The following is an 18,088-nucleotide window of genomic DNA, read 5'->3' on the forward strand; positions in this document are numbered from 1 at the left end:
GGATGTGCGCTGTAATAGGTATTTCACACAAGGCCTGGCTGCCGCGTGGGAATGTCGCACGTTCGGGATGGTTGGAGTAGCAATTTACCTGCAACAACAAAATTAGAATAAACAGAGGCATAGAAGTATGAAAACACTACGGGCGTTGGTCTTGTGCCTGAATCTGGCGGGTACCGCAGTCTTGCCCGCATGGGCGGAAAGTGCAGCGGATACTGCAAAAACCACAGATGTAGTACTGATCGGTGGGGGTGTCATGAGTGCCACTCTTGGGACTTATCTTCAGGAACTGCAACCCGACTGGTCAATCACCATGGTTGAACGTCTGGATAAGGTTGCCGAAGAAAGCTCCAACGGCTGGAATAACGCGGGCACTGGCCACTCGGCCTTTATGGAACTGAACTACACGCCAGAAAAAGCCGACGGCTCCGTTGATATCAGTAAAGCGGTTGAGATCAGCGAAGCGTTCGAGATTTCGCGTCAATTCTGGTCTTACCAAGTCAAGAATGGCGTTCTGCACGATCCGAATCTGTTTATCAACAGCGTGCCGCACATCAGCTTTGTCTGGGGTGATGAGAATACCGCCTTCCTGAATCAGCGTTATAAGGCGTTGCAGCACAGTACGTTGTTCCGTGGCATGGAGTTCAGCGACGATCACGCCACGATCCAATCCTGGGCACCGTTGGTGATGGAAGGGCGCGATCCGGCGCAGAAGGTAGCAGCCACGCGCATGCCGATTGGCACCGATGTCAATTACGGTGAAATCACGCGCCAGCTGGTTTCCGGATTACAGACCAAAAACAACTTCTCACTGCGCCTGAATGCTGAAGTACGCGAGATAAAGCGTAATGCGGACCACACCTGGAGCATTACCTATGCGGATTTGAAGGACGGCGAAAAAGAGCATGCCATCAATGCCAAGTTTGTCTTTATTGGCGCGGGCGGGGCGGCGCTGCCGTTATTGCAAAAATCCGGTATTCCCGAAGCGGATCTCTATGGTGGTTTCCCGGTCGGCGGCGAGTTTCTAGTCACCGACAATCCTGACATCGTAAAACGCCATATGGCAAAAGTGTATGGCAAAGCCTCCGTGGGCGCACCGCCGATGTCCGTGCCGCACCTGGATACGCGTATCTTTGACGGTAAACCTGCGCTGCTGTTTGGTCCTTTTGCCACGTTCTCCAGCAAGTTCCTGAAAAATGGTTCACTGTGGGATTTACCGGGCTCTGTCACGCTGTCAAACCTGATGCCGATGACGCATGTCGGGCTGGATAATTTCGATCTGGTCAAATACCTGATTGGACAGGTGATGATGGATGATGACGATCGTTTCGCGGCACTGAAAGAGTATTTCCCCGAGGCGAAAAAGGAAGACTGGCGCTTGGCGGTTGCCGGACAGCGCGTTCAGGTTATCAAGAAAGATGCGGATAAAGGCGGTGTGCTGAAGTTGGGCACCGAGATCGTCAGCTCGCAGGATGGCACCATTGCCGCGCTGCTGGGCGCTTCTCCGGGGGCGTCAACCGCTGCACCGATCATGCTGAGTCTGCTGGAGAAAGTGTTTAAGCAGCAGGTGGCAACGCCAGAATGGCAGGGCAAACTGAAAGCGATCGTGCCGTCTTACGGTAAGAAACTGGATGGCGATATCGATCTCACCAACCAGATCCGCCGTTACACCAGTGACACGCTGCACCTGAACTACATTGAAGTGAAGCCGGAGTAAACTGCAAGCGTTGCGTTACCTTGAGCAAAAAGAAAGGCCGCATTAGCGGCCTTTCTTATCGATCACGAGTCGTGATTAGAAGGTGTAGTTCAGGTTAACGCCGTAGAGCCAGGCGCGGCCTTTGGAACTAAAGTTGTACTCGGCAGAAGGTACTGGACCGATCGCAGGTGTGTGTTCAGTGATATTCACACTCTTACCGTGCATATAGGATACGCCAACATCCACGGACATATCTTTATTAAACGCATAGGTAGTACCCGCGCTTAACCAGAAGCGATCCTGATCGGGAATGGAGATGGAACGTTTATCGGCAGGAACCGGGCTGTCATCGAAGGCGATACCGGTACGGAAGGTCCAGTTATCATCATGATAGTAGGTGGTGCCGATAGCCAGACGGTAGGCGTCGCGGAAACCCTCTTGTTTCTCAAACAACGTGTTGCCGCTATTGTTGGTTGCTCTTAGCTCCTTAAAGGCGCTCCAACTGGTTAATGCCATGCTGTAGTGCACTGCCCATTGTGGTGCGACACGATGATACGCAGAAACTTCCCACATTTCAGGCAGGTTCAACGTTAACTTGCCAGGAATTGTATTGCCACCCGTGGAAAGGCCGCTGAAGTCACCTTTAAAGTCGATATCTACTTTTGAACGGTAAGTGAAGCCGAAACGGTTATTTTTATCCACTTCGTATAAAATGCCCGCATTCCAGCCGTAACCCCATTCTTTACCTTCAAGCCGTAATAACTCCGCGGATGCTGGACGACCCAGACTTGCGCCTGCTGCACCAAGATGACGCACAATAGTCGCATCGGCATAAACCGCATTGACACCCAAGCCAAAGCTGAAGTGTTGATTCAGGCGGTAGGCTGCGCTCAGATTAAGGTTCGAAGTGACCAAATCCGTTTTGCCGCCAATTGAGCCAGCCGTATAGTTCTTGTTAAACTCTGTTGCTAACCCATAGTTTGTGGTTGCCGATGCACCTACAGCCCATTGCTCGTTTAATGGCACAATCAGGTGCATATTCGGCACCCAAGCGTGCGGTGCGATGTTTTTCGCACTGGCATCAGTGCCTGATGCGCTCTTGCCCGTAATATCAATATCCGGATTAATATACGTCACACCACCAGAAACCGTGGTGCGATCGAACATTGTCATGGTGGCGGGGTTGCGGCTGCCGGATGTCGCATTATCGGCCACGGCACCTTCGCCAGAAAACGCACGCCCCAACCCGGATGAAGAGTATTCATTGAGTTGGAAGCCTGCGGCGGAAACTTGTGCTGAAACCAGTGCCACTGCTATCGCTACTGCGGAGTGTTTAAACAGGTTTTTCTGGCTCATGACCAAAACCTCATCGTGTACTTGTTATTTGACTTTGTTACATACCGTAACAAGGGACGCGCATTGTAGGGGGCGCAGGTGGACTGACAAATCAGACCAGTTGGCGAAAGTATAAGTGGGGAGTATGGAAATGTTGCAAGTTTGTGTTCGAAATATTTCCAGATTGATGTAAAAACCAGATCCAGTTAACACATTCGTTAAGAAATTCGCGGTCTAAGGTGCGTTAATTTACCTAATAATAACAAAACGATGTGAGCTTGATCACTAAATGCCCTTACGTGCAGTAAGTCCTAGTGCTTGGCGAGCCTGCTGAGTAAAATAGCGGGAAAAGTGATATTTTTGAACCGGATCAAATCTGCCCGGGCAGTTCGTTACCCGTAGAGGAAAAGCATCATGACAAACGCGATAAATAAATGTTCTGCTGAAGAAACCGCCGCTTGCTGCTGCGTAGATGTCGGTACTGTAATGGACAACACTGACTGTACGGCATCCTACAGCAAAGTATTTGCTGACCGTGCTGCTGCGCAGGCCACGCTGGCGGCGCTAACGGAAAAAGCCCGTGCAGTAGAATCTGAGCCGTGCCAGATCGACAGTCGCTTTGCTGACGTGAACGGCGGCGTACAACTGGATATCGATTTCACGTTCAGCTGCCAGGCTGAAACGCTGATTTTCCAACTGGGACTGCGTTAAGCATCCCGGTGATAACGTGCGGTGCAGCACGCCGCACGTTGTGTTCGTCCCCGTTTTCTCTACCGACTCTTCGTCTTGCCATCCCCTTTTAGATTCCACCTCCTCTTGCAGAGAGCGTGCGCTCGCATTTTGTAGTGAACAGGTTTGCTTAATGTAATGCTCTGGTTAACACTCTATTCAGGTCTGACCTGTTAGAACATATACTTAATTCTCTGTTTACAGGAGTGTTTATGAGCGAGGTGTTACCCCTGATAACCCGGAGCGGCGAACGGGTCGCGATCGTCAGTGGATTGCGCACGCCTTTTGCTCGTCAAGCGACCGCGTATCGCGGTATTCCCGCCATGGATTTGGGCAAAATGGTGGTGAGCGAACTGCTGATCCGGTATGGCATCGATCCCAAGTGGGTCGATCTGTTGGTGTTTGGTCAGGTAGTACAAATGCCGGCTGCACCGAACATTGCGCGCGAAATTGTACTGGGCACCGGAATGTGTGTGCATACCGATGCCTACACGGTTTCCCGTGCCTGTGCCACCAGCTTTCAGTCCGTGGTCAACGTGGCCGAAAGCATTATGGCGGGCACCGCGCAGGTGGGAATTGCGGGCGGGGCTGATACGTTCTCATTGCCGCCGATCGGTGTAACCAAAAATCTGGCGATGACGCTGCTGGATCTCAGCAAGGCCCGTACGTTGGGGCAACGGCTCAAACTGCTGTCACGCTTGCGTCCGCGCGATCTGGTGCCGGTCTCGCCGCCCGTGGCGGAGTACTCCACCGGGCTGCGTATGGGTGATACCGCAGAACAGATGGCAAAAACCTACGGCATTTCTCGCGCCGAGCAGGATGCTTTTGCTCATCGTTCGCACCGGCTGGCGGCGAAAACCTGGCAACAAGGTGTGCTGCATCAAGAGGTGATGACCGCTTACGTACCGCCATACCGTCAAACGCTCAAAGAAGATAACAACGTGCGTCATGATTCTACGCTGGAGCATTACGCCCGTTTGTCGCCCGCGTTTGATTGCCTGCACGGTTCTGTCACCGCGGCCAACAGCTCTCCCCTTACCGACGGTGCGGCCGCTGTGCTCTTAATGAGCGAAGGAAAAGCACGCAGCCTCGGGTTAACGCCGCTGGGCTACCTGAAAAGCTATGCTTTCACTGCCATTGGTGTTCAGCAAGATATGCTATTGGGACCGGCGTATGCCACGCCGCTGGCGTTGGATCGTGCGGGTCTTAGCCTTGGCGATCTTACGCTTATCGATATGCATGAAGCTTTTGCGGCGCAGACGCTGGCCAACGTCAAACTGTTCGCCAGCGCTGATTTTGCACGGGATAAGCTGGGGCGTACCTCGGCATTGGGAGACGTGGACATGGACAAATTCAACGTGCTGGGCGGTTCGATTGCTTACGGTCATCCGTTCGCGGCCACGGGGGCCAGAATGATTACGCAGACCCTGCATGAGTTACAACGGCGCGGCGGCGGGTTTGGGCTGGTTACCGCCTGTGCGGCGGGGGGGCTGGGGGCGGCAATGGTTCTGGAGGTCACACCATGAAACAAGTGCACGCTATCGAGCAAACTCCGAGCGAGGTAGAGACAGCTCCCTCGGCGTTTTCGCTGTACGTTCGGCCAGACAATATCGCCGTGATCGCCATGGACGTGCCGGGCGAGAAAATGAACACCCTGAAAAGCGCCTTTGCGGAACAAGTACAAACGGTGCTGCATCAGGCGCAGCAACATGCGGCGCTGCGTGGCGTCATTTTAATATCGGGCAAACCTGACTCGTTTATTGTGGGGGCGGATATCACCATGCTTGATGCCTGCACACAGGCGGAAGAGGCGGAAGCGCTGGCGCGGCAAGGGCAGGAAACCTTTGCCGCTTTTGGCGACTTGCCGTTTCCTCTGGTTGCGGCGATCCACGGTCCTTGTCTGGGCGGCGGGTTTGAGCTGGCGTTGGCCTGCGATTATCGCGTCTGCTCGCTGGATGACAAAACAGTGCTGGGATTACCGGAAGTGCAGTTGGGTTTGTTGCCGGGGTCGGGCGGGACTCAGCGTTTGCCCAGGCTGATTGGCGTCGATCGCGCGCTGGATTTGATCTTGACGGGCCGCTCGGTAAAAGCGCGGCAGGCGCTCAAGCTCGGGATGATCGATGATGCCGTTCCCAACAGTATTTTGCTGGAAACGGCGGCCGCGTTGCTGAAAAAGGGTAAACGGCGGCAGCCGATACTGCCCTGGCGCACGCGTCTGGTGAACAGTTGGCCGGTACGTCACGTGTTATTTAAAGTGGTAAAGCAGAAGACGCGCGCTAAAACCCAGGGCAACTATCCTGCCACCGATCGCATCATTCAAGTGGTCCGGCGGGGCATGGATAAAGGGCTGGCCGAAGGGTATAAACAGGAGGCGCGTGCATTTGGCAAACTGGTGATGACACCCGCCTCAGCGGCGTTGCGTAGTCTGTTTTTTGCCACCAATGCGTTGAAAAAACAGGCGGGAGCTTCAGCCGAACCGCGTGAAATACACCGTGTCGGCGTGCTCGGTGGTGGACTGATGGGCGGCGGTATCGCCTGCGTTACCGCCCAGCGCGCACAGCTTCCGGTGCGCATCAAGGATATCAACGAAGAAGGTATCAACCATGCGCTACGTTACAGTTGGGAATTGCTGAGTAAACGCGTGCAGCGCAAACGCATGAAACCGGCGGAACGCCAGCGCCTGATGACGCTGGTCTCCGGCAGCACCGATTATCACGGTTTTGAATATGCCGATATCGTTGTCGAGGCGGTGTTTGAGGATCTGGCGCTCAAGCAGAACATGGTGGCAGATATCGAACAGCATGCGCGCCCGGAAACCCTGTTCGCGTCCAACACCTCTTCCTTGCCCATACACCAGATCGCCGAACGGGCGCAGCGCCCTGAGCAAGTCATTGGTCTGCACTATTTCAGCCCGGTAGACAAAATGCCGTTGGTAGAAGTGATTCCCCATGCAGGCACCAGCGCTGAAACCATCGCCACCACGGTAGCTTTTGCCCGCCAGCAAGGGAAAACCGCCATTGTGGTGGCCGATAAAGCCGGGTTTTATGTCAACCGCATTTTGGCTCCCTATATCAACGAGGCAGCTTATTGCCTGTTGGAAGGCGAGCCGGTGGAGACCGTGGATGCCGCGCTGGTACGCTTCGGTTTCCCGGTTGGCCCGTTAACCCTGCTCGACGAAGTGGGCATTGATGTGGCGACCAAGATAGTGCCGATACTGGTGGCGGCATGGGGCGAGCGTTTTCAGGCTCCGGCCACCTTCGAGGCCATTTTGCAGGATGGGCGCAAAGGGCGTAAGAACGGCAAGGGTTTTTACCGCTATGGCACCCCGCGCCGTTTCTGGCGCGCGCCGCGTGAGGTGGACAGTGCCATCTATCCTTTGCTGGGCGTCACGCCAAAAGCGCATCTCGATCATGCGTTGATGGCACAACGCTGCGTGATGATGATGTTAAACGAGGCAGCACGCTGTCTGGATGAAGGCGTGATCCAATGCGCGCGTGACGGTGATATCGGTGCGGTATTTGGTATTGGCTTTCCACCGTTCCTTGGTGGTCCGTTCCACTACATGGATCATCTGGGGATCGATACGGTCGTCAAAACGCTGGAAACGTTTGAGCATCAGTATGGCCCCCGCTTTGCCCCGTGCCAGCGCCTGTTGACCATGCAGGCAAGTGCGGCCCGCTTTCACCCTTAATCCTTTCCCCCTTCCGGCATCAGCCGGAAGGGCGTCAATTGATGGTCACCGCCACGCTCACCGTATCTTTGTAGCTTCCTGCCGGTTTATTTGCCTGACTCGTATTGATGCGTGCCGTATACGGGATGGTCTGCGTCAAACCAGTGCCGGTTCCCGCATAGTTGTTGCTCTCCGTCCAGGCGCTGTTGTCAGCGCGGTAAAGTTGATATTGCAGGTAATAATTGGTACCGGAAACGCTTGCGGTCATCCGACGCCAATTGGCATCGTCAGGGTGCGTGCTGGTTAACGCCACGCTGTAAGCGCCATCTTTGGTGCAACGCACGCCCAGACTGCTGTTGATAGCCGTGAAGGCGGAGGGAAAGGCTGCGCTGCCAAATTCGATATTGTTGGTATTGCTGATCTGGCAATCGTTGGTGACGGTCAGCGTTAGCGTGATGTTAGAGGTCGGTGTGCCGGAATAGTACAGGCAGAGTTCACCAATACCGACATCGCAAACCCGATAGTCCCAGTTAACGGCGATAACATCGGTATACGTGCCGGCAGAAAGCACAGCACCGGTGCTTGTTTTTACCCACAGCGGCAAGGTGCTGTTTGGGCCGGTAAACAACCCTAATAGCCCCAAGAGCGTCTGACTACTCCAGGTGTATGAGCCATTAAGGGCGAGTATGTTGTTACAGTTTTGATCGACGCAAAGCGTATAAGGCAGAACGTCACTTTTCGTGGTGTGTTTTAACTGACGCAGACCCGCGGAGGCGTTATTCCCGGTGCCGAACGTCGCAATGACGCGGTTGGTGCCTGCCAATGACAGCGTGGGCGCATCGCAGTTAAAACCGGTACTGGCTTGAGAGGTCTGCGATGCACCATTGAGCGTGATCGAGCTGGCGCTGCCAAGCGAAGATGAGGTGCTGGGCACACGACACTGTGCCCATGTCACTGGGGCATAACTGAAACCGAGCAGCACAAGTGAGAAAAACAGGAAAAGTATACGCATCTTTTATCCTTGGTTATCGGGTTGGCATGTCAGCGGGCCAACCCGTGCCGGCATGGATTGCTGCTCTGGCAGTGAAAATTGCACGTGACAACGACGCCCATCTTCCTGAGTAAACGACAGGCGGTTGTGAATAGCTAAATGAGCGAAGTAAACCAAACCGTCATAGCCACTGATGGTGGTGTTGCCACTGGTTTCATCGGTAATCCAGGTGCCGACGCGCAGCGCTTCACCGTGGCTGTTTCGCAGCGCGATATTGGCTGAACGTACCTTTTTGATGGCAAAAGAGGCCAATGTGCCACTGCCTTCCTTCACGGCTAACCGGGTTTCAACGCCAGAGATGTCGACGTCCGGTGGTAAAGCAAGCGGATCGATTTCCACCTTGGCCGGGTAGTGGGAGGTTACCCACGGGATCAGCAGTCGTCCTTGCTGGTTGGTATAGCCGACTAACTGGTTTTCGTAGCGCACGGGCACGTCGGCATAGCCTTGCGTATCGACCACAATAAAGGCGTCATTGATACGGTTGCTGGGAAACAGGCTGCCATCCAGATAGATTACCGAGCCGCTCATTTCTCCCCATTGCGTTTGGCTCCCCTCGTTGCCATAGATTCCTCCCTGTAGCTGGTTATACGGGCCGCGCCAACTGAGCGCCCCTTGATGATAAGGATCGTTGCCAGCACTGTAGGCCAGGTTCCAGCCAAAACCGCCGTCGAGGGGAAGGGTGCGCGTCACACCCAGCGTTGTGAGGCTCTCTCCCTGGTTGTTACGTTGCACGCTGGTGTTGAACGTATCGTTGTTGCCAAAGGGGATAATCACCTGGAGCTGTGCGCTGTAACCGCGATCGCCCAGCGTTTTGTTGGCCGCCAGATAGAGCGTGCTGTTGCCCCACAGTTGCCGCGTGTAGGAGAGATTGACTAACTCAGTGCGCGAATCGTTAAACGGGGTAATGGCGAAATACCCCACCCCGACGGTGCCGTTTGCCGGGCCAAATAACAGGCTGCTAAGGGTAGCTTGCAGGCTCTCTTTGCTCATGTTACCCGGTGTGGTGTAAGTGCTGAGATCCTGATAGCGCGACGTGCGGCGCTGGTGCTGAAGGTTGAACCCCACGGTATTGCCATAGTAGGAGTAACCGAAGACGTATTGTTGTCCGCCTCCGTCCCGTTCACTGTGACTGTAAGCGGTGCTAAGCGTACCCCAGCGCCCTACGGCCATGTCTGCGCCTGCGCCGAGCAGGGAGAGGTCACGCACCGTTTCGCCATGGCCGGAAAGCGTCAGGCTCTGTGTGAGACCATAGCGATAGAAGCCGCTGAATGCGGGATCTGACGCATAGCGATCCTGCCCCAACCCGTAGGTTCGGCGCAGCACGCCAACGGAGAGGTCGAAATCGCTAAGCCCCTGACGCAGTAGGGTGTTGGAGACATAAAACGGCACGCTGGTAGCAATCTGTCGCCCTTGTGCATCGGTGGTAACGATCGTCGCTTCACCCGCACCGTTGAGATAGGGAGTATTGGTCAGGGTGAACGGGCCGGAGTTGAGCGCCATGCTGCTGGTTTTAAAGCCGTTGATAAACAAATCCAGCGTGCTGGGTACCGCAGCAGAGCCTGCATATTGCAACATGGGATAGGTAACGATATCCGGTCGCAGATTGAAATTACGCCCAATGCGCAGACCCGCCATACGTGCTGATTGGCTCCAGGTAAGCGAGTTGCTGATGAGATCGCCAAGCTGGTAGCTGACCATCCGCTCACTGTCGCTGTAGCGCCAATAGGTATCGTAGCGACGATAGCGGCTGCCATTGTCGGTGTAGGGGCTTTTTATTACCCACAGCCCCGAGTTGGACAAGGTGCCGTAGTCGCTGAAAAGGCGCTGTTCCATCAGCGCGTTCATCGTGTCGCCCTGCTGGGGCGGTGAAGTATAAAACAGGTTGTAATTAAACAGCAGGCCGGTGCTACTGCGCGCAGACAGTCGCTGAATGCCGCCGCTGTCGCCTGCGCTGATTTGCTGCTGTGGCAGCCAATCCGTGGGTATTGTCAGTTGGAGCTGTTGCACCCGGCTGTCATAGAACACCGTTACATCAGGCAACGAATTGATGTCTATTTGACCTGCTGCATTGGCAGGCAGTTTGATATGTCTGCGGGCGAGCTCGCTGGCGTCCGCAGCGTAGCGATCGCCATTAACGCTAACGGGGACGACCAGATTATCGCTGTATCCGTTGACCGCCAGCGTCAGGTAATAAAGGGCGTGTTGCTGAGCAGGGGGAGCCGTAGGCGGGGGCGGCAAGTCGCCGAACTCCTCGGCGGCAAACACGGTTGATGCGCACAGCATAACGCCCCCTGCAAACAGGAATGCGCTTGGGCAAACACGCGGTGATGAATGCTTCAAGCTTCCTGACATCAGGTTTAGCCGCGCGTGATAACGACAGGGTCAGGGGTATCCGCCAAATGGGTATACAGAATGGCATTTGCACCGGGTGCTGCCGCTGATGCCGGAAGCGGCCAGCGCATCTCCTGACCCGGTAGAACATACCCTAAAAAGCCCTCACTGATGCTGGTACGAGGTCCTTTTCCTTGCGGTGAGGTGGACCAAAACACATTATTCAGGCGGGCATGGGTTTGGCCCTCATTACGAACATAGAGGTAGGGCTTTCCATCGACCGGGGCAATGCGCCAGTGCAGTTGCAAGGGAGCCGCCGCCGCATTCGGCTTATCGTGGCCCGAGCCCCGGAGAAACAAGGGCAACAGATACCGCATCTGGAATTGAACGCCAGAGGGGGCGTTACTGGTTTGCGGCAGATAAGGCGTGGCTATTTCATCAATCACGATGCGAAAAGCGCGTTCCTGAGTGACTGATGGTGGGGCAACACGCATCAACCTGATCATACTGCGCTGACCCGGTTCCAGTTTAATAAAGGGCGGAGTAGGTATCACTTCGGTTTGATCGGCGTAGCGATCTTCATACTGCATCTGACGCCAGGTCATAATGCGAATTTGCAAACCCACGGTGTTATTACCCTTGTTTTCCAGCCATAGCGCTGAGCTGCTGTTATGTGCCTCGATAATTTGGTAAATCGGCCACACCAGCAACGAACTGGCAGCAAATGCGCCTGAACAGACAAACAGTACCGCTACAGATAAAAATCGACCCACACTGCTTTTCGTTAATTTCATGCCAACGCCTTATTATTTTAATAACGCCGTAATGACTGACACTGCTACGCGTATCTCAATGACCGCCGCTCGCGCCACACCTTGCGGTTAATACGTCACATTGATGGTGACACTGTCGGTATATTGCCCGGCCGCAGGCAGCGGCGTTGCGCCAAAATAGCGTGCATATACCGTATAGGTTTGTGTCGTGCTGGGAAAAGAGGACACGGTGAGCGCCAGTGTGCCAGTACCCCATACCTGAGAACGCGCGGCATCACGGTAAAGTTGATAGGGCAGCGTGCGAGTTCCTGTGCTGTTTTTCAGGTAGCGCTGTGCACTGCTGCCGCCGTTTGCGCCGTAATCGAGCGCAATGGAAACGGATGCACCGGGCGTGCAGGTGACGACGATTGAGCCACTGCCTGCACTGCTGACCACATCCACATTCGTGGCAGTGGCACTTTGTGAGCCGAAACTGAGGGTTCCCATATTGCTTGAGCTGCTGCTGTTAACGCCAAACAGGCAGCCATTTTGCAAGGTGGCCGTCACGTCAAAGGACCCATTGACCGTTACCGCCGACACCGGATTGGCAAGACTCAGCAGCACCGCCAGCGACGGCATGAGGTCGCGGAAAAAACGCCCTGCGCTGATGCCCGTGGTTTTCCCGGTGCAAGCCTTCATGGCAATAGGGTCCTCCTGTTTATCAGTTCCAGGTAAGCGTCGCTGTAATGGTGTCTGTATAGTTGCCCGCAGGGGGGTATTTGAGCGTTTGCTCGGACGCAAGGATTCGGCCATAGATAGGCACTGCTTGTGCTACACCGGTGCCCGCGGGAACGTTAAGGGTACCACCGATAGCAATTTCCGTGGAGCGCGCACTGTTGCTGTAAAGGCGATAGGAGATCAGTGTCGGGGTGCCTGCACCGTTGGTGAGACGGCGTACGGCACTGGCGTCATTTGCGCCAGCACCGATAGTGAGCACGGCGGCGGTGCCTGACGAACACAGCACCGAAAGGCCCGTAGTGCCCACCTCGGCGTCCACGTTGGTGTTTAAATCCGCGACCTGACCAAACGCCAGCGTTCCGAATGTGCCACTGCTCACGTTGTTAACCAGACATGTCGAGTTTACCGTCAGGGAAACGGCGATATTGCCAGTAATGGTGGCGCTTTCAACAAACGTGGTTGGCATAAACAGAAATAAAGAGGAGAGTGCGGCGAGCGCTGCTTTTTGCTTATTCATTGCCCTTCCTTCATACAAGCACCGCACACCGAAATTCCGTTAAACGTAATGACGTTTTAAAATAGGAAAGCGTGGCAGCGCGCAGATTTTTTCATTCTCACCGCGACACACTGGCGCAGGGAAAACGGACAAAGCGTGCAGGATATAAACCTTCACCCCTTTTTTGAGGCATCGCTTTCTCTGGTGGGCAATATAAACCCGTCACACTTCACGTTGCCGATGCGTTGGCGGTGTTCACTTACCCGAATCACTGACTTGAGTAAGTTCCTCACTTGCTGCCTTCCTGCAACGCGAATTATTTAGGGTATAAACAATGAAAATAAAGGTGCAATCGGTGCTTTCGCTGTCATTGCCAGCAGCACGGAATAATAGATTATGGTGAGCTTTTAAATAAATTTAATAACAACTTACATAAACCGCTCTTCATAAAGATAGATGCCCCCCCTTTGTTTAACAATGTGAGGAATTTGATAAAAAGGAAAAAGGAATGAAAAAGCCAAATTCTATGCGCTGTTAGTTTTAAATTTTCACCTGGAAGGTTTTAATGGTTTTTTACTCTGATTTTTTACGCTGTCGTGGTGGCGAAAATGTTGTTTTTCGCTTTTTTTTGCTCTGCTGCCCTAGGTGATTGAGACAATGTCGTCACTTAACCTGATGATTCATGTGTGTAATCTTGCCACACTGCGTGTTCTGGTGATGAAGCGAGGCATGCCTATGCCTCAGCGGCCTATGCAAATCGGTTGACTCCAGCTTCCTATCTAAGGTAAAAAAGCGTTTCGTGCTTCGGTTAAATTTGCAACAAAATGACACGTATTCTCCCTGCCAGACCCTGTACGCATGGAAGGGTTTTTATCGGGAAATATGCGCTAACAGCATAATAGAACGAAGTTTTTTACTATAACGGTGTTATATGCAAGTGTTGATTATGCGTCATGGTGATGCAGTACCTGACGCAGCCAGCGATGCGCTTCGCCCGCTCAGTGCGCGCGGTGTTGAAGAATCGCGTCAGATGGCTTTATGGTTACATGATCAGAGTGTGGCCATTACGCGTGTTTTGGTGAGTCCTTATCTCCGCGCCCAGCAAACCCTGTCCACCTTGCGTGGTATCCTTTCCCTGCCTGATGAAGAAGAATGCGTGCCGGAACTGACCCCGGGAGGCAATGCCGCATTTGTCAGTGATTATCTGCTGGCATTGGCCGGTGAGGGGATCGAATCGGTGTTGATCGTCTCGCACCTGCCCTTGGTGGGGTATCTGGTGGCGGAGCTCAGCCCGCAAACCGGCGCACCGATGTTTGCCACCTCAGCGGTGGCCTGCGTCACGCTGGATGCGCAGTCGGGCGCTGGTGTGTTCGATTGGCAAACCAGCCCGTCACAGTTGGCGCTCAAATCCTGAGCCACGCTTGCGCCGTCGCCAATGTCAGGCGATAGCGCGCAAGCCGGGCGCGTTAGCGCGGCGGCTCGGTGCCCGCTTTTATCTGACCGTACACCGCATCCAGTTCCACCAACACCAACAGCGCGGCGTCACCGCCAAACTCTTTGGGCGCCTGATGGAAAGCCAGTACATCTGGATGTTGCGCCAGCCAGAGTGGCGTTTGCTGTTTGAGAATATGCTTGCCGTGGCCGTGCATCACACAGGCGCAGTAAACGTGTTCACGGCGACAGGCCGCGAGCAGGGCGCCTAGCTCTTGCTTGGCTTGCAACTGAGTCAATCCGTGCAGATCGAGAAACAGGTCCGGGGAATAGTCGCCGCGCCGCAGTTTTTTCAGCTCGTAGTGGCTGCTGCCGGGGCGTACGTAACGCATCGGGCCGTCGCTGTCCAACTGGGGCTGAAATTCGTCAGAAAAATAAAAGCTGGCATCCACTTGTTCCTGCAACGCCTTGCGCGGCGGCAGCTTCCCTTCGACATGATGGCGCTGAGGACGGTGCACATAGGTATCCTGGCGCAGCGTCTTGGTGCCGGCCACGGAGGCGCGGAATAGCTGTGCGTCGCCATCATTCAACGCGTGTTTTTTACTCATTCGGTCACCCCGTTGTATCTCTTGGTCCTTATTACGTCGGCGTATCTGCTTCCCGATGGGGCGGCCTGGCGTTAGGGCATCACTTCATACGGCATTTGCCATAAATTTCATGGGTCCCAGTGTAACCTGTAATAGTGCCTGCGCTACCTTTTTAATAACAAACCCGAAATTGCCCAACAACCGAGAGGCCGAATCGATTGATAGGCAACGCACAGGATTTCCTGCGCGGGTGGGTGATATCTGCTGATTTGTAGTTGGCTTCATGGCAAACTAAGCGGCATTTCCTGACGGGTGGGGTCTGTGGAGGACTAACTTGGATAAAATTTTCGTCGACGAGGCGGTCAACGACCTGCATACCTTGCAAGATATGCTGCGCTGGGCGGTAAGCCGTTTTAACGCAGCCGAGCTCTATTATGGACATGGCACCGATAACCCGTGGGATGAAGCGCTGCAACTGGTGCTGCCGACCCTGTATTTACCCCTTGATTTCCCTGCGGATATGTTTGGCTCGCGTCTGACGTTATCGGAACGCCAGCGTGTGGTTGAGCGCGTGATTCGCCGCGTTAATGAACGTCTGCCCGTGGCTTACCTGACCAACAAGGCGTGGTTTTGCGGGTTGGAGTTTTTTGTCGATGAGCGCGTACTGGTGCCGCGTTCGCCAATTGGTGAGCTAATTTCACAGCAGTTCGCGGGACTGATCGCCGATGAGCCGCAGCATATTCTCGATCTCTGTACCGGCAGCGGCTGCATCGCCATTGCGTGTGCGCACGCCTTCCCCGACGCAGAGGTGGATGCCGTCGATCTCTCCAGCGATGCGTTGGCGGTCGCCGAGCAGAATATCCAGCAACACGGCCTGGAACAGCAGGTCACGCCGATTCGCTCCGACCTGTTCCGCGCGCTGCCACCGCTCGCGTATGACCTGATTGTCACCAATCCGCCTTATGTGGATGCGGAAGACATGGCGGATTTGCCACAGGAGTTTCGTCGCGAGCCGGAACTGGGTCTTGCGGCAGGTCATGACGGGCTGGATCTGGTGCGCCGTATTTTGGCCTGTGCGCCCGATTACCTTAATGAGCAGGGCGTGCTGATTTGCGAAGTGGGCAACAGCATGGTGCATTTGATGGATCAGTATCCGGATATTCCGTTTACCTGGCTGGAATTCGAGCACGGTGGTGATGGCGTCTTTATGCTGACAAAAGAACAACTGGTGGATTGCCACAGCCATTTCGCGGCGTATCGGCAATAAACAGACTGGTTATGCCGGGCTCATCCCGGCAACATAAATCATGATGCTGTACAGAATAGCGATGTTACACAGAAAGGAGCCGTGATGGCAGGCAACAGTATTGGCCAGTTCTTCCGCGTCACCACGTTCGGCGAATCCCACGGTATTGCGTTGGGATGTATCGTTGATGGCGTACCGCCGGGCATTCCGCTGACCGAAGCGGATCTGCAACACGATTTGGATCGCCGTCGCCCCGGCACCTCGCGTTATACCACGCAGCGCCGCGAGCCGGATCAGGTGCGTATTTTGTCTGGCGTGTTTGAAGGGGTCACCACGGGCACCAGCATTGGCCTGATCATCGAAAATACCGATCAGCGCTCTCAGGATTACAGTGCGATCAAGGATGTATTCCGTCCCGGTCATGCCGATTATACCTACGAACAAAAATACGGCGTGCGTGACTATCGCGGCGGCGGTCGTTCTTCGGCCCGTGAAACCGCCATGCGCGTGGCCGCCGGGGCCATTGCTAAAAAATACCTGCAAATGACCCACGGCATTCAGGTGCGTGGTTTTCTGGCGCAGATGGGCGATGTCAACTGCGAGCTGAAAGACTGGGATATCGTTGAACAAAACCCGTTTTTCTGCCCCGATGCCGACAAGATCGATGCACTGGATGAACTGATGCGTGCCCTGAAAAAAGAGGGTGACTCCATCGGTGCCAAGGTCAGCGTTGTCGCCGAATCGGTACCCGCTGGTTTGGGTGAGCCGGTGTTCGACCGTTTGGATGCCGATCTGGCCCACGCATTGATGAGCATCAACGCCGTAAAAGGTGTGGAAATTGGCGATGGATTTGCGGTTGTTACTAAACGCGGCAGCGAAAACCGCGACGAGATTACCCCGCAAGGGTTCCAGAGTAACCATGCGGGCGGTGTACTGGGCGGCATCAGCAGCGGACAGGCGATTGTCGCGCATCTGGCGCTGAAACCCACCTCGAGCATCACGGTGCCGGGGAAAACCATCAACCGCCAGGGTGAAGCAACGGAAATGATCACCCGTGGACGTCACGATCCCTGTGTGGGTATCCGTGCAGTGCCGATTGCGGAGGCCATGATGGCGATTGTATTGATGGATCATCTGTTGCGTCAGCGCGCCCAGTGTGGTGACGTCGTGAGTCAGGTTCCTCGTTGGTAAATAAAACATGAAAAAAGGGTGGGTGGGGGCCATTGCCGTGCTGTTGAGCACCGGCGTATGGGCAAAAACCCCGTGGCAAGAGATCGCACATCCGGTGTCCGGTGCGGCACAGGCCATTGGTGCGTTCTCTAACGGCTGCATTGTCGGTGCGCAGCCGCTGCCGTTAGAATCCGTCAATTATCAGGTGATGCGTGTCGATCAACGCCGCTATTTCGGTCATCCGGATTTGCTGGCGTTTATCACGCGACTGAGCGCCAAGGTGAAAAAGCAGACTGGCGGGCTTGTGCTAGTGGGTGATATGGGGATGCCAGCAGGCGGTCGGTTCAGCAGCGGCCATGCCAGCCATCAGTCCGGGCTGGATGCGGATATCTGGTTACAGATGCCGTTGCAACGCTGGACGGCGCAGCAACTTCTGAAACCGCAGCCTATCGATCTGGTGGCGGCCAATGGTCGCCAGATTAATCCGCGCCAGTGGCAACCGCAGGTAACGGCGTTGATCAAACTGGCGGCGCAGGACACTGAGGTTACCCGCATCTTCGTTAACCCGGCCATCAAGAAGCAACTGTGCCAGGAAGCGGGACAGGATCGCGACTGGCTGCGTAAAGTGCGTCCCTGGTTTGCGCACCGGGCGCATATGCACGTGCGGTTACGCTGTCCGGCAGACAGTCTGGAATGTCAGGATCAGGAAGCGCCACCCGCTGGTGATGGTTGCGGTGCGGAGTTGAGCAGCTGGTTCACGCCACGCCAGCCGAGCCCTGAAGCGCCAGTGAAAACGCCACCTCCGTTACCGGCCTCGTGTCAGGCATTACTCGATAAACATCTGTTGGTGAACTAAGTC

The 18,088-nt window shown here is 54.8% G+C and carries 15 protein-coding genes; 8 read left to right on the top strand and 7 right to left on the bottom strand.

The genetic code is table 11. The features are described 5' to 3' along the window. Positions 1-127 precede the first annotated feature (127 nt). Positions 128-1,714, top strand: coding sequence for a malate dehydrogenase (quinone) (gene mqo, locus J5067_RS14740; RefSeq protein WP_264651432.1), 1,587 nt, complete (start codon positions 128-130; stop codon positions 1,712-1,714). 75 nt (positions 1,715-1,789) lie between these two features. Here mqo and fadL read toward each other — a convergent pair whose 3' ends face one another. Further along, positions 1,790-3,049, bottom strand: a complete 1,260-nt coding sequence (gene fadL / locus J5067_RS14745) for a long-chain fatty acid transporter FadL (protein ID WP_264651433.1) — start codon at positions 3,047-3,049, stop codon at positions 1,790-1,792. Positions 3,050-3,442: 393 nt separating this feature from the next. On the opposite strand from fadL, the gene J5067_RS14750 reads away from it, so the two are divergent. From J5067_RS14750 to fadJ, 3 genes are all read left to right on the top strand, one after another. Continuing rightward, entirely contained in the window at positions 3,443-3,739 is a 297-nt protein-coding gene (locus tag J5067_RS14750) for a YfcZ/YiiS family protein (protein ID WP_264643405.1), read from the top strand. Between the two features lie 230 nt (positions 3,740-3,969). Next, positions 3,970-5,283, top strand: a complete 1,314-nt coding sequence (fadI, locus tag J5067_RS14755; RefSeq protein WP_264651434.1) for an acetyl-CoA C-acyltransferase FadI — start codon at positions 3,970-3,972, stop codon at positions 5,281-5,283. After that, entirely contained in the window at positions 5,280-7,448 is a 2,169-nt protein-coding gene (fadJ, locus tag J5067_RS14760) for a fatty acid oxidation complex subunit alpha FadJ (protein ID WP_264651435.1), read from the top strand. The genes fadI and fadJ overlap by 4 nt, the downstream gene beginning before the upstream one ends. A 34-nt stretch (positions 7,449-7,482) precedes the next feature. Here fadJ and J5067_RS14765 read toward each other — a convergent pair whose 3' ends face one another. From J5067_RS14765 to J5067_RS14785, 5 genes are all read right to left on the bottom strand, one after another. Beyond that, the gene (locus J5067_RS14765; RefSeq protein WP_264651436.1) at positions 7,483-8,439 is read right to left on the bottom strand and encodes a spore coat protein U domain-containing protein; all 957 of its coding nucleotides are present in this window, start codon (positions 8,437-8,439) and stop codon (positions 7,483-7,485) included. A 3-nt stretch (positions 8,440-8,442) separates the two neighbouring features. After that, a complete protein-coding gene (locus J5067_RS14770) occupies positions 8,443-10,761 on the bottom strand; it encodes a fimbria/pilus outer membrane usher protein (protein ID WP_264643401.1) in 2,319 nt (772 codons plus the stop codon). A 74-nt stretch (positions 10,762-10,835) separates the two neighbouring features. Beyond that, positions 10,836-11,603 (bottom strand): molecular chaperone, encoded by a 768-nt coding sequence (locus J5067_RS14775; RefSeq protein WP_264643400.1) that lies wholly within the window; start codon positions 11,601-11,603, stop codon positions 10,836-10,838. Between the two features lie 87 nt (positions 11,604-11,690). Further along, positions 11,691-12,260, bottom strand: a complete 570-nt coding sequence (locus J5067_RS14780) for a spore coat U domain-containing protein (protein WP_264651437.1) — start codon at positions 12,258-12,260, stop codon at positions 11,691-11,693. A 22-nt stretch (positions 12,261-12,282) separates the two neighbouring features. Further along, the gene (locus tag J5067_RS14785) at positions 12,283-12,816 is read right to left on the bottom strand and encodes a spore coat U domain-containing protein (RefSeq protein ID WP_264628116.1); all 534 of its coding nucleotides are present in this window, start codon (positions 12,814-12,816) and stop codon (positions 12,283-12,285) included. A 910-nt stretch (positions 12,817-13,726) separates the two neighbouring features. On the opposite strand from J5067_RS14785, the gene sixA reads away from it, so the two are divergent. Then, positions 13,727-14,209, top strand: a complete 483-nt coding sequence (gene sixA, locus J5067_RS14790; RefSeq protein ID WP_264643398.1) for a phosphohistidine phosphatase SixA — start codon at positions 13,727-13,729, stop codon at positions 14,207-14,209. A gap of 52 nt (positions 14,210-14,261) precedes the next feature. On the opposite strand, the gene smrB is transcribed toward sixA, so the two are convergent. Beyond that, a complete protein-coding gene (gene smrB, locus J5067_RS14795; RefSeq protein WP_264643397.1) occupies positions 14,262-14,834 on the bottom strand; it encodes an endonuclease SmrB in 573 nt (190 codons plus the stop codon). Between the two features lie 313 nt (positions 14,835-15,147). On the opposite strand from smrB, the gene prmB reads away from it, so the two are divergent. From prmB to mepA, 3 genes are all read left to right on the top strand, one after another. Further along, positions 15,148-16,080 carry a 50S ribosomal protein L3 N(5)-glutamine methyltransferase gene (prmB, locus tag J5067_RS14800; protein WP_264651438.1) on the top strand — a complete coding sequence of 311 codons (933 nt, stop codon included), beginning with the start codon at positions 15,148-15,150 and terminating at the stop codon, positions 16,078-16,080. 84 nt (positions 16,081-16,164) lie between these two features. Continuing rightward, a complete protein-coding gene (gene aroC / locus J5067_RS14805) occupies positions 16,165-17,250 on the top strand; it encodes a chorismate synthase (RefSeq protein WP_264643395.1) in 1,086 nt (361 codons plus the stop codon). 7 nt (positions 17,251-17,257) lie between these two features. Beyond that, positions 17,258-18,085, top strand: coding sequence for a penicillin-insensitive murein endopeptidase (mepA, locus tag J5067_RS14810; RefSeq protein ID WP_264643394.1), 828 nt, complete (start codon positions 17,258-17,260; stop codon positions 18,083-18,085). The last annotated feature ends 3 nt before the right edge of the window (positions 18,086-18,088 follow it).

The sequence above is a fragment of the Candidatus Symbiopectobacterium sp. NZEC151 genome (genome assembly GCF_025962655.1).
Lineage (GTDB): Bacteria > Pseudomonadota > Gammaproteobacteria > Enterobacterales > Enterobacteriaceae > Symbiopectobacterium.

Coding starts and splice junctions, on each gene's coding strand:
- J5067_RS14765 (WP_264651436.1), bottom strand. CDS start 8,439: ATGCGTATACTTTTCCTGTTTTTCTCACTTGTGCTGCTCGGTTTCAGT.
- mepA (WP_264643394.1), top strand. CDS start 17,258: ATGAAAAAAGGGTGGGTGGGGGCCATTGCCGTGCTGTTGAGCACCGGC.
- fadJ (WP_264651435.1), top strand. CDS start 5,280: ATGAAACAAGTGCACGCTATCGAGCAAACTCCGAGCGAGGTAGAGACA.
- aroC (WP_264643395.1), top strand. CDS start 16,165: ATGGCAGGCAACAGTATTGGCCAGTTCTTCCGCGTCACCACGTTCGGC.
- J5067_RS14750 (WP_264643405.1), top strand. CDS start 3,443: ATGACAAACGCGATAAATAAATGTTCTGCTGAAGAAACCGCCGCTTGC.
- J5067_RS14780 (WP_264651437.1), bottom strand. CDS start 12,260: ATGAAGGCTTGCACCGGGAAAACCACGGGCATCAGCGCAGGGCGTTTT.
- J5067_RS14770 (WP_264643401.1), bottom strand. CDS start 10,761: ATGCTGTGCGCATCAACCGTGTTTGCCGCCGAGGAGTTCGGCGACTTG.
- smrB (WP_264643397.1), bottom strand. CDS start 14,834: ATGAGTAAAAAACACGCGTTGAATGATGGCGACGCACAGCTATTCCGC.
- mqo (WP_264651432.1), top strand. CDS start 128: ATGAAAACACTACGGGCGTTGGTCTTGTGCCTGAATCTGGCGGGTACC.
- J5067_RS14785 (WP_264628116.1), bottom strand. CDS start 12,816: ATGAATAAGCAAAAAGCAGCGCTCGCCGCACTCTCCTCTTTATTTCTG.
- J5067_RS14775 (WP_264643400.1), bottom strand. CDS start 11,603: ATGAAATTAACGAAAAGCAGTGTGGGTCGATTTTTATCTGTAGCGGTA.
- fadL (WP_264651433.1), bottom strand. CDS start 3,049: ATGAGCCAGAAAAACCTGTTTAAACACTCCGCAGTAGCGATAGCAGTG.
- sixA (WP_264643398.1), top strand. CDS start 13,727: ATGCAAGTGTTGATTATGCGTCATGGTGATGCAGTACCTGACGCAGCC.
- fadI (WP_264651434.1), top strand. CDS start 3,970: ATGAGCGAGGTGTTACCCCTGATAACCCGGAGCGGCGAACGGGTCGCG.